The 14,494-nt window shown below is 62.0% G+C and carries 11 protein-coding genes; 2 read left to right on the forward strand and 9 right to left on the reverse strand.

The genetic code is table 11. The features are described from left to right. Nucleotides 1-30 precede the first annotated feature (30 nt). The 6 genes from AC4P1R_RS19990 to AC4P1R_RS20015 all read right to left on the reverse strand — a co-directional run bounded on the left by AC4P1R_RS19990 (nt 31) and on the right by AC4P1R_RS20015 (nt 8,478). Nucleotides 31-1,206 (reverse strand): ABC transporter permease, encoded by a 1,176-nt coding sequence (locus AC4P1R_RS19990; protein WP_151613748.1) that lies wholly within the window; start codon nt 1,204-1,206, stop codon nt 31-33. Next, complete coding sequence (locus AC4P1R_RS19995) at nt 1,203-2,201, reverse strand: ABC transporter permease (RefSeq protein WP_069457740.1); 999 nt, start codon at nt 2,199-2,201, stop codon at nt 1,203-1,205. The genes AC4P1R_RS19990 and AC4P1R_RS19995 overlap by 4 nt, the downstream gene beginning before the upstream one ends. A 1-nt stretch (nt 2,202) precedes the next feature. After that, complete coding sequence (locus AC4P1R_RS20000; RefSeq protein WP_151613749.1) at nt 2,203-4,104, reverse strand: ABC transporter substrate-binding protein; 1,902 nt, start codon at nt 4,102-4,104, stop codon at nt 2,203-2,205. Beyond that, nucleotides 4,101-5,993, reverse strand: a complete 1,893-nt coding sequence (locus tag AC4P1R_RS20005; protein WP_151613750.1) for an ABC transporter ATP-binding protein — start codon at nt 5,991-5,993, stop codon at nt 4,101-4,103. The genes AC4P1R_RS20000 and AC4P1R_RS20005 overlap by 4 nt, the downstream gene beginning before the upstream one ends. 167 nt (nt 5,994-6,160) lie before the next feature. Next, the gene (locus AC4P1R_RS20010; RefSeq protein WP_151613751.1) at nt 6,161-7,120 is read right to left on the reverse strand and encodes a polysaccharide lyase family 20 protein; all 960 of its coding nucleotides are present in this window, start codon (nt 7,118-7,120) and stop codon (nt 6,161-6,163) included. Nucleotides 7,121-7,128: 8 nt separating this feature from the next. Further along, entirely contained in the window at nt 7,129-8,478 is a 1,350-nt protein-coding gene (locus tag AC4P1R_RS20015; RefSeq protein ID WP_151613752.1) for an adenylate/guanylate cyclase domain-containing protein, read from the reverse strand. 389 nt (nt 8,479-8,867) lie between these two features. On the opposite strand from AC4P1R_RS20015, the gene AC4P1R_RS20020 reads away from it, so the two are divergent. Then, a complete protein-coding gene (locus AC4P1R_RS20020) occupies nt 8,868-10,205 on the forward strand; it encodes a nucleotide sugar dehydrogenase (protein ID WP_151613753.1) in 1,338 nt (445 codons plus the stop codon). Nucleotides 10,206-10,329: 124 nt separating this feature from the next. Here AC4P1R_RS20020 and AC4P1R_RS20025 read toward each other — a convergent pair whose 3' ends face one another. Next, complete coding sequence (locus AC4P1R_RS20025) at nt 10,330-11,505, reverse strand: DUF3095 domain-containing protein (RefSeq protein WP_151613754.1); 1,176 nt, start codon at nt 11,503-11,505, stop codon at nt 10,330-10,332. Nucleotides 11,506-11,766: 261 nt separating this feature from the next. Between AC4P1R_RS20025 and AC4P1R_RS20030 the strand changes: the two genes are divergently transcribed. Continuing rightward, nucleotides 11,767-12,597, forward strand: a complete 831-nt coding sequence (locus AC4P1R_RS20030; protein ID WP_069457195.1) for an MBL fold metallo-hydrolase — start codon at nt 11,767-11,769, stop codon at nt 12,595-12,597. On the opposite strand, the gene AC4P1R_RS20035 is transcribed toward AC4P1R_RS20030, so the two are convergent. After that, nucleotides 12,584-13,354, reverse strand: coding sequence for a polysaccharide deacetylase family protein (locus tag AC4P1R_RS20035; RefSeq protein ID WP_151613755.1), 771 nt, complete (start codon nt 13,352-13,354; stop codon nt 12,584-12,586). The two genes, AC4P1R_RS20030 and AC4P1R_RS20035, sit on opposite strands and share 14 nt — an antisense overlap. Continuing rightward, the gene (locus AC4P1R_RS20040) at nt 13,351-14,448 is read right to left on the reverse strand and encodes a glycosyltransferase family 4 protein (RefSeq protein ID WP_151613756.1); all 1,098 of its coding nucleotides are present in this window, start codon (nt 14,446-14,448) and stop codon (nt 13,351-13,353) included. The genes AC4P1R_RS20035 and AC4P1R_RS20040 overlap by 4 nt, the downstream gene beginning before the upstream one ends. Between the last annotated feature and the right edge of the window lie 46 nt (nt 14,449-14,494).

The following is a 14,494-nucleotide window of genomic DNA, read 5'->3' on the forward strand; positions in this document are numbered from 1 at the left end:
GATGGCCCGGGAGGTGAGGTGATACCGAGGCTATTTGTAGGGATCGGCGGCGTCGCGCAACCCGTCTCCCAGGAAGTTGAACGCCAATATCACAAGAATAACAGGTATGGTCGGTAACAGCAGCCATGGGTAGAAGGCAATGACGCTGACGCTTCTTGCCTCCGTCAGGAGGATGCCCCAGCTCGTGATCGGCGGCCGGAGACCGAGACCAAGGAAGCTCAGCGCGGTTTCGCCGAGGATCATGCCGGGGATCGAGATGGTGGCCGTGGCGATCAAATGGGACATGAAGCCCGGCACGAGATGGCGCCCGATGATACGGCTGCTTCTTGCTCCCATCAGCTGCGCGGCAAGGACATAATCTTCTTCTCTCAAAGCAAGCAGCTTCGACCGCACGGCGCGCGCAAGCCCGGTCCAGTCGAGCAGCCCGAGGATCACGGTGATGCCGAGATAGATCAGGATCGGGCTCCATGTTGCGGGCATGATCGCCGCGAGCGCCAGCCACAGGGGAATGCTCGGTATCGATTGCAGGACCTCGATCAGCCGCTGGACGACGAGGTCGAAGACCCCACCGTGATAGCCGGCCAGTCCGCCGATGATGATACCCAGGACGAAGCTGACGGTGATGCCGAGGAGACCGATCGTGAGCGAAATCCGCGCGCCATAGATGATGCGCGACAGCACGTCGCGACCAAGCCTGTCCGTGCCGAGGAGAAAGAGCTGACCACCTTCTGCCGGACAGAAGAGATGCACATTGCTTTCGAAGAGACCCCAGAAGCGATAGCTGTCGCCGCGACAGAAGAAACGCACCGGCTCCACGTCGGCAGGGTTGTCCGCATAGTTTCGCTTCAGCGTGTCCATGTCGAGCGTCATGGTCCGGCCATAGACGAAGGGGCCGACGAATTCGCCCTCATGGAAAAGATGGATCTGCTGCGGCGGCGCATAGATGAAATCGACATTGCGCGTATGCAGATTGTAGGGCGCCAGGAACTCGCAGATGAGGATCATTCCGTAGAGGACCGCAAGGAAAATGCCGGACGCAAGCGCCAGCCTGTGACGCTTGAATTTCCACCACATCAGGCGCAACTGCGATGCCTGGTTGACGCGGACTTGCTCCTCCGTCATCTCCTCGACCGAATAGGGATCGAAGGGAGCGGTCGAAACGTAATGCGGCAGGGGCTCGCCGGGCGCCGGAATGGGGGACGTCACTTGGTGCTCCTGCCTTGCAAGCGAATTCTCGGATCGAGGACGGCCAGCGCCAGATCGGAAATCAGCACGCCGATGACGGTGAGGAAGGCGAGGAACATCAGAAACGAACCGGCCAGATACATGTCCTGGCTCTGCAGCGCCTTGACCAGCATCGGGCCGGTGGTCTCGAGCGAGAGCACGATCGCCGTGATTTCCGCACCGGAGATGATGGCCGGCAGGATCGAGCCGATGTCGGAGATGAAGAAATTGAGCGCCATGCGCAGTGGATATTTGAGCAGCGTCTTCGTCGGCGAAAGCCCCTTGGCCCTCGCCGTGACGACATATTGCTTTTGAAGCTCGTCAAGCAGGTTGGCTCTCAGCCGCCGGATCATGCCGGCCGTACCGGCGGCGCCGATAATGACAACCGGAATCCAGATGTGTTCGAGGATCGATTTCGCCTTCTCCCAGCTCATCGGCTCCGCGAAATATTTCTGGTCCATGAGATGGCCGATCGAGGTGCCGAACCAGATGTTGGCGAAATACATGAGGATCAGCGCCAGCATGAAGTTCGGGACTGCGATGCCGATGAGCCCGACCAGCGACAGGCCGTAATCGCCCCAGCTATATTGATGCGTCGCGGCATAGATGCCGATCGGAAAGGCGATGATCCAGGTAAACACGATCGTGAGGAAGGAGACGAGAATCGTCAGCCACAACCGGTCGCCGACGACCTCGCTCACCGGCAGCTGGTATTCGAAGGAATAGCCGAAGTCGCCCTGCAGCATGCCCCCGACCCAGTAAACGTAACGCAACACTGCCGGCTTGTCGAAGCCGTACTCTCTGCGCAGCGCCTCTATCTGCTCCATGTCGACACCCTCGCCCTGGGCGCGCAGTTCGGCAATGTAGCTTTCGAAATAGTCGCCCGGCGGCAGCTCTATGATCGCGAAGACGAGCGCGGAAATGATGATGAGGGTCGGCACCATGACAGCGATACGCCAGAGGATGTAGCGAAGCATGTCAGTTGCCCTCTTCCAGCCAGAACGTATCGGTCTTGTAGACGCCGAAATAGCTCGTCGGATCGAAGCCATAGAGCCCCTCATCCGGGAAGTTGCGCAGTTTCTCCGTGACGAGGATCGGCTGTAGCGATGCGTTGACCAGTCCTATCGAGAAGACCTGGTCCGTGTAGATGGAGAGCATCTCCTTCCATATCTCTTCCCGCTCGGCAGCGTCGGAGGAAAGCCTCCAGCGCTTGAGAAGCTTGAGAAGCTCGACGACCGACGGCATATCGGGCGCCTCACCCATCTCGCCGTGGGACATGTAGTTGAGCCCCCAGACCGGCCATTGCAACTGGTCATCCGCAGTCGGCGCGAGCTGGCCGGGATTCATGTCTGCCGTCGGCACGCCGTTGTCGATGCCGAACCACAGCGACATGATGATCTCGCCGCCGACGGCGCGGCTGCGGAAGGTATCGCGCTGCGAGGCACGGATGAAGAGCGATATGCCAACCTTGTGCCAATAGTCGGCGACAAGCTGGAGCACATCCGTATCGAGCGTGCTTTCGCCGGGCGTTTCCACGACGATTTGCGCCCTGCGCCCGTCGGGCAGGAAACGGATGCCGTCGCTGTCGCGTTCGACGAGACCGGCCTCGTCAAGCAGCGCATTGGCGCGATCCGGATCGTGAGCGATCCAGGCACTGGCGAATTCAGGCGCGAAGAGCGGGCTCTCCGGCAGGACGGTATCGGCGCTTTCCTTCGTCAGGCCGTAGAACATCGCCATGTTGATTTCGCGCCTGTCGATCGCCAGCGACAGGGCCCGGCGGACGCGCACGTCTCTCAGCAACGGCCGCCAGACCGGATCTGCGCAGTTGAGATTCGGAAGCAACGCAAGGCGCGAACCTTGCGTCTTTTTCCACAGCTTGACCTTCACCGGATAACGCTTCTCAGCATCCTTGAGGAAAGTGTAGTCGACAAAGTCGATGCCGGTCGCCTGCAGGTCGCTCTCACCCGTGCCGGCCTTTGCCGGAATGAGCGCGGACGAGCTGACACTGAGCACGAACCGGTCGATATAGGGCAATTGCAGGCCGTTTTCGTCGACGCGATGGAAATACGGGTTGCGCTCGAAGATGAACTGTTCGGCCGGCAGCGGCGTGGTGTTGCGCCAGGGATCGAGCGTTGGAAGATCCGGATTTTCAGGGCGATAGGAGCGCGCCATGCGCATATGCAATTGGCTCCACTTCTTCAGGCGCTCCTGCCTGAGGATCGCCTTCAGCTTTTCCTCGTCCTGGTACTTCTCGTGGAACTGCTTGAGGTAGGCGGACGGCACGGCAATGACCAGTGGCTGCGGCGCGGCAAGCTTCTGGAGGAAATCCGGGTTGGGCACCGACCAGGAATAGCGCAGGGTGCGCTCGTCTAGGGTTTCGAACTTCCCAGCCTCCCCATCGATGACCAGTGCCGTTGGCAGGCCAGCCGGCGACAATTTCTCGTTAAGCAGCACATCCTCCCAGCAATAGCGGAAGTCCTCCGCCGTCAGCGGCGTGCCGTCCGACCATTTGTGACCTTCACGCAGGCGGAAGGTGAAGATGCGATCCTCTTCCGTCTCATAGCCCTCGAGAACATCGGGGTGAAGGTCGAGATTCTCATCGTAGCCGACCAGCCGGGCATAGCCGTAGATCGTCATTAGGCGAATATCCTTAGCGCTGCCGATCAGCATACGGAGCCTGCCGCCATGGCGGCCCGGTTCCCGTCCCATCGCAGCGACCTTGATTACCCGCGGGATCTTCGGCAGTCGTTCATTCAGCGGCGGCACCTTGCCTTCAGCGACGAGCGGCGCCAGAGCGTCGAGCTCGCGCGTGGCGCCGAGCAGCGATCTCGGCAACGCCGTCGAGGCGAGCATGCCGAGCGCGGTTCTTCGCGTGATCACCGTCGTAACTCCCTTGCATCCACCGATTTCCGGGCGAGCACGAAATGACCGCCGCCGAGATCGGCGGGAACCAGCGCATCCCTCTCGCCGCCGCCGACGAACTGTGCGCCCCATTGCCGCTGATCCGAACCGCCGCTCGCCTGGAGCGACTCGAAGTCGAGCTTGCGGTCGAGGTCCGGATAGGGCACGGCCGCCAGCAGCGATTTCGTATAGGGGTGGACGGGGTCGCGCATCAGCACCTCGCGCGGCGCCAGTTCCACGATGCGGCCGGCGCACATGACGGCAATGCGGTCCGCCATGTAGTCGACGACGGCGAGGTTGTGCGAGATGAACAGCATCGTCAAGCCGAGCTCCTTCTGCAGATCCTTCAGGAGGTTGAGGATCTGCGCCTGCACCGACACATCGAGTGCCGAAACGGGCTCGTCGCAGATCAGCAGCTGCGGCAGGAGAGCCAATGCTCGCGCAATGCCGATGCGCTGCCTTTGGCCGCCGGAGAAACTGTGCGGGTACCGGTTGATGAAACGCTGGTCGAGGCCGACCGCCTGTAGCAGGGAGCGCACGGTTTCGACCCGCGACCGCGGCGTACCCCGGCCGTGAATTTCAAGCGGTTCGCTCAAGATGTTCTTGATCGTCAGGCGCGGAGAGAGCGACGACACGGGATCCTGGAAGACCATCTGGATCTTCGTGCGCATCGCCTTGAGGTCCGCCCCTTGGAGCTTCAGGACATCCACCGGCCCGTCACCGTCGTCGAAGGCGACAGAGCCGCTATCCGGAGTCACGGCTCGCATAAGAATCTTGCTGACCGTCGTTTTGCCGCAGCCACTTTCGCCGACCAGACCCAGGCATTCGCCGCGGCGAATATCGAAGCTGACATTGTCGACCGCCCGGTGACGCGAACCGTCGTCGCCACCAAACCAGCCGGAACTGCGGGTCGTGAACGTCTTCGAAAGATCGCGCACCGACACGAGGACATCCGGTCCGGCCGCTCGTTTCGCCTGCTGGCTGCCGATCAGCGTGTCCGCCTTGACCGGCACTTCGCGAAGCGCCTTCAACCGTTCGCCGGGCTTCATGTCGAAATGCGGCACGGCGGCCATCAGCCCCTTCAGATAAGGGTGCTGGGGATTGCGAAAGATCGCATCGACCGGGCCGGCCTCGACGATTTCCCCATGATAGATTACCACGACCTCATCGGCCATGTTGGCGACGACGCCGAGATCATGCGTGATCAGCAGCATTGCCATGTTCATCTTGGCCTGGAGCTCACGCAGGAGCTGGAGAATCTGAGCCTGCACCGTGACATCGAGAGCGGTTGTCGGCTCGTCGGCAATCAGCAGCGCCGGCCGACAGATCAGTGCCATCGCGATCATCGCGCGCTGCCGCATTCCACCGGAAAGCTCGAACGGGTACATGTCGTATGCTCGCTTCGGATAGGCAAATCCAACATATCCCAGAAGCTGCTCGGTCCGCTGCCGCCGCTCGGCCTTGTCCGCATCCGTATGAATCGTCAGCACTTCGGAAATTTGGTTTCCGACCGTATGGAGCGGCGACAGCGACGTCATCGGCTCCTGAAAGATCTTGCTGATGCGCGCACCGCGAATCTCGTGGATCTCGCGTCCATCGGGCTCCAGCGCCAGAAGGTCGACAGGCTTTCCAACCGCCTTCGGGTCACTGAACAGGACCCGCCCGCTGACCTTGGCCACGCTCGGCAGAATGCCCATGATCGCCTGGCTGATCGCCGATTTTCCCGAGCCGGACTCACCGACGAGCGCGGTCACCTTGCCCGGCAAAATCCTGAAGTTGGCCCCCCGGACCGCATGCACTTCGCCCCCAAGAACCGAAAACGTGATCCGCAGACCCTCAACTCGCAGCAGGTCCGCTCCCAAGCTCATTGCAACACGCTTCCTTCGCGCCACTCCTCGCATAATCCGGCTTGGTATTATGCAAGCAACCCCAAAGTGTTATCAGCGCCGCTCGCGCATCCGCGGCGGCCGTCAAGCAAAAACAGTAGCCTAGGTTCAACAGGCTGTCCAGCAGACCGGAAGGCGGGTGAATTCGCCTAAAAGGGGCAAGTGCCGTTCGTCAACACGTCGGTGCAAAATGGCGAGCGACGGAAATCGTCGTAGTAGAGCGTCCAGTCGGTGGTATCGGCAGCGCGATAGGGACCGAATTTGAAATACTGGTTTTCACCAAGACCCTTGTCCGCATGACCGATATGGCCTTTCACCGTCACGATCGGCTTACCATTGGCATAGAGCTCAATGTGGCCGGTACCGTCGGGGCCAGGTTTGGTGTAGACGGCGAAATCGATCCAGCCGGAGTCGGGATGGGGCAGCGGGTTGCCATGATTGGTAACCCTCACGGCCGTCGTGCAGGAATTGAAGAGGCTGCCGTCTTCCGGCTCCCAATTGCTGTCTGCCGCAACCAGAATGCGCATCTGGTTAACGTCAGGGCGGAGCCAAACGGGCGTCTCGCCGGCGCCGCAGCGTGCGGGGACATTGTCGGGCCCGGTCGAAGCCGGCGGCAGGTAATTCGTCTCTACGGTCGCGAAAAGCTTGCCGAGATCCATGCGCAGCGCAAGGAAGGGACTGAAATCGCCATCCGCACCGGGGTCGATCTCGCGTTTCCACTGCGCGATGAGGTAGCGGTGATCGCCGTTCGGGATGGGATCGTCGAACTTTACCGCGAAGCCGTACCAGACGCCCTCGTCGTAAGGCACGCGCAGCTCTGTCTTTTCCCAGATTTCCGCCCGCTCGCTGCACCCGTCGTTCAGGCTTGGGCAATGGGGTACCACGCTGAGCTTCAGGCCCCCAGTGCCCGTTCTTTTGACGAGGCTTTGAAACTCGACCGATCCAGCACTTTGTTCGAAGTTCTCACGGTAATAAAGGCCGCCCTCCGGGGCGAAATCCTTGCCGTCGAAGCCGTCGACGAGCTTGCGCTCCGTCGGCGGCTGCGACGATTGAGCACCCGCAACGCCGGGCAGAATGAAAATGGCAGCCAGCAAAACGACGCGAAGCATTGAACTCCTCATTGAAGCATCTTGTCGATCAGACCGCGCGGCCCCGACACCTGTTTCTTGTTACGATAGAGCAACATGACATGCTCGGCTTCGGAGAGTCCATCCTCAACCGCGCGCTCTGCATTCTCGTCCACGATCGCGGCAAGGGCAGTATCGCGCGGGTAAAGCACGGTGAACTTCTGGCGCACCCCGCGCAAGGTCTCCTCGCCAAGGGTCAGCCAGTCGCCCCCGCAGTAGTTGACGAAGGCTTCGCTGGCGACAACGCTGTGGCCATATTTCTTCGTCAGGCTCTGCAGCCGCTGCACCTCGTTCACTGCGGAGCCGAAGACTGAGAACGTCAACCGGTCCCGAAGCCCCACATTGCCGAACATGACATTGCCCACATGCAGACCGATGCCAAAGCCGATCGGATCGCGGCCAAGTTTTTTCCGCTCGGCATTGAGGGCGGCCATGCGCGCGCTCGCTGCGCCGACGGCCGCGAAAGCCTCTCGGCTGGCCAGTTCCGACGGCTCCCGGTGCCTGCCGCAGGGATAGACGGCGATGAAGCCGTCGCCGACAAAGCTCAGGATTTGACCGCCGTTGCGATTGAACGGCGTGGCGATAGCGTCGAAGAAGCCATTCAGCGTTTCGATATAGGCCTGCCGCCCCTCCTTCTCCGCCAACATGGTGGAATCGCGCATGTCCGCCATCACCAGGGCAGCGCGAACCGTCTCGCCATCGCCGCGCCGAACCTGTCCGCTCATGACTCGCCGTCCGGCATTGGCGCCAAGATAGGTCGTCAGCATATTGTCGGCGAGCTTGCCGAGCACGGCGACCTTTGCGGCGATCGCCAAGTGGTTCTGGAGCCGCAACAAGGCCGCGATGACGTCATCGCTGAAGCCGCCGTGGCGATCCGTCGTCCACGAGCCGACCATGCCATGCTCGGATTCTGCGCCGAGCGGCTGCATGAACGCGATATAGTCGGTTGCGCCCTGCTCCTTCAACTCGTCAAAAATCGGAAACTCCGACGGTTCAGACGGGTCGATGCGCCGTCTCACATGGTCGAGATTGTTGCTGAGCAGGTAATAATAGGGGCTCTCCAGGAAGCGCTGCGGATTGCGTGCCAATTCCTCGTGGCGCAATCCGGTCACCTCGATGCCCCTGCCGCGCCACCAGGTAAAGCCGAGTGCGTCATAGAGCGGGTGCAGCATCGAGAAAGACAGATGGACGCGCATCAGCGGCAGGCCCGCCGCCGCGAGCCTTTCGCAGAAGCCGCGCACGATCGTCTCCAGCGTTTCGTCGCTAAGCGAAGTGCGCATGAGCCAATCCGCAACCTTGTCCAGGAGGATTTCGGAAACATTGCCATCGGATTGGCTCATTGGATGTCCTCATCGTTGCGGTGGCGTCCGCTCCCGCTACGGCAGGACGGCAAAAGGGATCGCCTGACCGGGGCAGCATCAGAAGTTTCGCACCGTCGAATTAGAAAAGTTCACGCCGCATTGCGGCAGACTCGTACGGCGACCGGGTGTCGCCTGCCCTCCGCAGATATTCACGGTCGGGCAGGATTTCCAGAGACCTCCGCAATTTTCGATCGCAGAGCGACTCTTACACGAAACGTCGGCTCCGTTTGCACCCTCGAATTGCCGGGGTTGCGTGGAGCGGAACGGCCCGTGCTTGACTTGAGGCTGCATTATCGCCAACAAAACGGAATCGAAATGGCAGCCGCACCATGGTCAGATCGACCGCCTGAGAACACTGGAAACTTAACTTGACCTCCCCTCATCACGACCGGCTCCTCGAATCGATTACAGCGCACGCCGCCCATGTCGGCGTCATCGGATTGGGCTATGTTGGCCTGCCGCTCGCCATTGCCGTCGCGCGCTCTGGTTTTTCGGTAACCGGCTTCGACATCGACCCTGCGAAGATCGTCGCACTCGATGAGGGGCGCTCGTATGTCGAGGCAGTTACGGACGACGCTCTCGGACGCGAAGCGGAAGCCGGGCGCTTCCGCTCGACGACCGATTTCGCCGGCCTCGGCCTCTGCGACGTGATCGTGATCTGTGTACCGACACCGCTCACCAAGCACCGCGATCCCGACCTCTCCTTCGTGGAAAAGACGTCTCACGCGATCGCCAAGACCTTGCGGCCGGGTCAGCTCATCGTGCTGGAGTCGACTACCTATCCCGGAACCACCGATGGCGTTGTGCGCGCGATCCTCGAGGAGACGGGACTGAAGTCGGGCGCTGACTTCTTCCTCGGGTTTTCGCCAGAGCGGGAAGATCCCGGCAACCGCGCCTTCGAGACGGCCAGTATCCCCAAGGTGGTCGCCGGCGACGGTGCACTCGCCGCGGCGCTCATGGAGCGGTTCTATGGCGCCGTGGTGGCGTCGGTCGTGCCGGTCTCATCCAATGCGACGGCCGAGGCGGTGAAGCTGACGGAGAATATCTTCCGTGCGGTCAACATCGCGCTCGTCAACGAACTCAAGGTCGTCTACGACGCGATGGGCATCGATATCTGGGAAGTGATCGAGGCCGCCAAGACGAAACCGTTCGGCTACATGCCTTTCTATCCCGGCCCAGGACTCGGTGGGCACTGCATCCCAATCGATCCGTTCTATCTCACATGGAAGTCGCGCGAATACGAATTGCCGACCCGCTTCATCGAACTCGCAGGCGAGATCAACTCGGCCATGCCCCGCCATGTGGTCGGACGGCTCGCCGAGGCGCTCGACCGCCGGCAGGGAAAGGCGCTGAGCCGCTCGAGCGTGCTCATCATCGGCCTTGCCTATAAGAAGAACGTCCCTGACATTCGCGAGAGCCCGTCGCTGAGGCTGATCGAACTGATCGAGGAACGGGGCGGCAAGGCTTCCTTCCACGATCCGCATGTGGACGAAATTCCCTCGACGCGAGAGTATCCTTCGCTGAAGGGACGCCGGTCTGTCGCCTTCGACGAAGACACAATCCGCCGTTTCGATGCCGTGCTTGTCGCGACGGACCATGACGCCGTCGACTATGCCGCCCTCGTCCGCTGGGCGCCGCTGATCATCGACACGCGCAACGTCTTTGCGCGCCGAGGACACTCGGCGGACCACATCCTCAAGGCATGACGGAAGAACCGGCGACCCCACTAGATCACGATGATTTTAGGTCGGATGGACCTAAATTCATAAACGTGATCGATTCTAAAGAGTTGGCGCGGGATGCGGGGCGGAAAACCGCGCACACTTTTCCTCATCCCGCGCTAGCGAACCGTCCCGGAAAGATCGCCTTGAGGTTCTTTGCAGCCATTGCATAGCCGCCGGCGGCACCGTCGATGAAATGCATGTGATCGCGGCTCATGGGTGTGGGAACGATGCAGGTCATCAGTGCCGAGTCCTGCCGATGCAGTCCGTACCGGCAAACGCGTGCGTCCACCCCTCGCTCCAGCCGCTCTTCGATGCGGCGCAACCGATCGGCGCTGACGTCGATCGTCATCTTGAGCCCGTCATCGAACTTGCGGAAATCGGAATTGCTGGCGAGATCGTGCTTGTATTGAGCGACATCGAATTTGCCAAGATTGAGGCCTAGCCGGAAGCACAGGAAGAGCACGAGGCTCTGCAGTGCGATCCACGACCAGGCGAGCAACCGCCAGCTTCTCGAAGCCACGGCGCGCGATTCGACCGTGACCCCGTTGATCGACAGACGCGGCTCCGGGCCGTCTTCGGGCACCGGGTGCGCCGCCCGCTCCTCGCCCTCGGCCAAGGCCACGATCTCGCCGATCAAGGCCTGGAATTCGGGGCCGCTGCCACGCTCGCCCGGCAGGGCGATGATCGAGACGATGGCGCCGTGTCTTGAGACGATCGGGCTCCAGCGGCAGGAGAGGCCGGTCAAGTCGGGCCTCGTGCCAGGCGGCGCCGCCTCGACCTGGTAACGGCCTGCTTTCATCTCGGCTTCCGCCCAGCTTGCGCCGCCGCCGGAAAACATGGCGTAGGAGACCTGCTCGCTCGCCTTGAAGCGGGCCACGCGCATGTCGAGCCCCTGTGCCCGAATGTCGGAGACGGGCACCAGCGCAGCACGCAACTCGAGGCCGAGTTCCTCCGCCACCCAGGTCTTGGCCGCCGCGAGGGCCGATCGCGCCTTGACCGCCACCGCCGCCGGTATGGCGGCAAGCGCCCCGTCGCCGCCGAAGACGAAGGCCAGGTTTCGCTCGTCAAGCGCATTCATGAGCGCTGATATCACGCTGGCACCGGCGGTATTGACGCTCTTGTACTTCCCGTCCGCAATCGCGCCGGTAGAATTGACAATGTCGGCAACGGCGAGCAGCCAGCCTTCAGGCAGGGGCCTGTAGTTGGCCTCGTCTGCAACGCCTTCGAACGCCTCGAAAAGCGGTAGGTTCGCGTAGAACTGCATGTCGGCCGCGTTAGCCATGGATATCCATACCCTTCAACTGATCGCGCGAGCGGGCCCGCTACCGGATCAGCGCCCGATCAACATCTATCGCGTCCCGCCGATGGACAAACACGTTGGTGCGCCAAAACAGAGTTTCAAGGGGGGCTCCGGTCGGCCGCACCAGAGATGCAGTCCGGCCGCGAGGCGCGAATGCCTTGCAGGACCATGATAATGTGTGCTTGTCTAGTCAGCGCGCTTTAGGCAAGGGGCTCGAAGCGGGCAGGATAAAGCCGGATTGGAATGCAGGAAGAAACCTTTCGCGTGAGGTTCTGGGGCGTACGAGGCAGTTTGCCGGTTTCCGGTGAGCAATTCCTGGCCTATGGCGGCAATACCTCCTGCATCGAAGTCCGCTACGGCAACGAGGTGCTGATCTTCGACGCCGGTTCCGGTATACGGGAAGCCGGGCTGTCACTGATGCGGGAAGGCATATCGAAATTCGATGTCTTCTTCACCCATAGCCATTACGACCATATTATCGGCCTGCCCTATTTTAAACCGATCTACCGCTGCAGCACGGCGGTGCGTTTCTGGTCCGGGCACCTTCACGGGCAGATGTCGACCCGGGAGATGATCAACGAGTTCATGCGGCCGCCGTGGTTCCCGGTCGGCACGGGAATATGCGAAGCCAGCCTCGACTGCGTCGACTTCGGTCCTGGCGATACGCTTTCTCCCCGAGACGATGTCTCCGTCCGAACAATGAGCCTTGTTCACCCGGGCGGCTGCGTCGGCTACAGGGTCGACTGGGGTGGCCGCGCTGTCGCGCTCATCTATGACACGGAACACGAGCCGGGCATCCTCGATCCCGCGCTCCTCGATTTCATCGCCGGCGCCGACCTGATGGTCTACGACTGCACCTATCTGGAATCGGAAATTCCGACCTATCGTGGCTTCGGTCATTCGACAGGTATGCACGGTTCACGCTTGGCAAAGGCCGCCGGCATTCCGCGGCTTGCCATGTTCCATCACGACCCTTCGCGCACCGATGCGGCGCTTGCCGCGATGGAACAGGAAGTGCAGGTTTTCTTTCCCGGTGCGTTCGCCGCTCGCGACCGCCAGATCATCGACCTATGAGATCGGCGACGCTGCGCCACCGGCAGGCGGGGTGCGACGCGGTGATTTCGAACAGCTTCGACAGGAACGCCCAGACGCTCTCGTCGTGAACCAGGTGGTGGGTGAGGATTCCGACCGTTCCCTCGCCATCACTTACCTCGTCCAACCGCCGCAGGATTTCGTGGACGAGCATCGCGTGATCGCGACCGCCGCGTGTCCCCCGCCAATCCATCACGTCCACATGGGTATTGATGAAAGCGAGCTCCGGCCGGCGAAGGGCGGCGGCTTTGCCGGCGGCCTCCGGGCCGAAGACCGAGAGCGCCCTGAATCCGATATTGGAGAGTTCGGCAACTACCCCGGCATCGATGCGGTTCCACGGCGGGACGAGCAACGGCACGAAGGCCGCGGGAAAGAGCATGCGCAGACGCGCATATCCGGTGCTCAATTCCCCGACGATCGCGCCGCTCGGCCGGTGCGCTCCGAGTTCCTGCCGCTTTTCTCCCGCCGAGGCGTGATTTTCGTGCGACCAGCCGTGAACCGCAACGCTGATGCCGCGGCGTCCGGCGACGCAGCGCGCGAGGCGTTCGTCGGTATAGGCGGGTATGACGGCCAAGGTCGCCGGCACGGAGAAGCGCTCCGTCAGGTCGAGCAACCGGTGAAGCGCCGCGGTGGGTTCGACCGCATCGTCGTCGCGCAGCCAGAAATCGACACTTTGCCCGGCGTCCTGCAAATGGTCGAGGCGGTCGATCAGCGCCTGCCAAGCGGAATGCCCGGTCATGGCTTGCTCCTCACATAATGGTCGAATATCCCGCCGAGGCGCTGAGCGGCAGCCGGAAGTGAGCGTTCTTCGAACACGAAACGGCGCGCACGCTCGCCGCATTCGGCCAGAAGCGTCTCGTCATCGCGAAATCTCCGGATTGCCGCAGCGAGAAGCGCGACGTCCCCGGGCGGCGTCAGAATTCCCGTCTCACCATCCTTGACGACCGCAGGCACGCCTGCCGTCCTTTGCGCTACGACCGGCAAGCCCGCCGCCTGCGCCTCGAGATAGGAAAGCCCGTATGCCTCACCGCAGCCGGGCCAGACATAGAGATCGGCGCTAGCCAGAATTCCGGCGATCGCCCCCGGCTGCGTCGCACCGGCCCAGTCGAGCCGCTCTGCCGGGAGGAAGGAAAAGGCATCAGAAACCTCCGCGCTGGCAGGACCGTCCCCGACGACCGTCAGCGTCCAGGGCAGATCGACAAGGTGCTGCAAAGCACGCGACAGCATTCGAAAGCTGTCCATCTTGTCGCCCGGCCGCATCATGGCAACCGAGATCAGCCGGAAGCTCCCGCTCTTTCTTCTTTCCAGTTTCTCGAAAGGCGCTACGTCGATGAAGGGCGAGAGCATCGCATAGCGCCCGTCCGGGATTGCGCTCTCCAGTCCCTCCCGATCTCGCTGAGTGAAACAGACATTGACGGCGGCCTGCCGCGCACCGGCGGCCACCTCGTCCTGGGCAAGCTTCCAGGGCCCGTGACTGCGACGGGACGAATAGGAGCTCTCGGCCGTCACATAGGGAATGGAGAACTCCGCCGACAGGCGGGGACCGATCAGGTCCGGGGACTTGTAGTAAGGATGGTAGCAGAACCACGCATCGGGTGCGCCGCCCTGCCGCCAGAGGGCGCGAAGGCGCGCGATCTCCTGATCTGCCTGCAGGCGTAGCGTCGAGAAATCCGCATGCGAGGCTTCGCGCGAGAAGCTTCGCAAGCGCGAAGCGATGTCGACCTCATGCCCTGCCAGTTGCAGCGCTTCGATGAGCATGCGCGCCATCTGCCGGTCGCCCGAGGGGACTGGGTGGTCAGGGGGTTTCAGAGGCGCATGGAACGCGATTTTCATTGCGCCGCGAGCTATCCCGCCTTCCAGACCCCATGTCAACAGCAGG

Source organism: Sinorhizobium sp. Y406 (genome assembly GCF_058732025.1).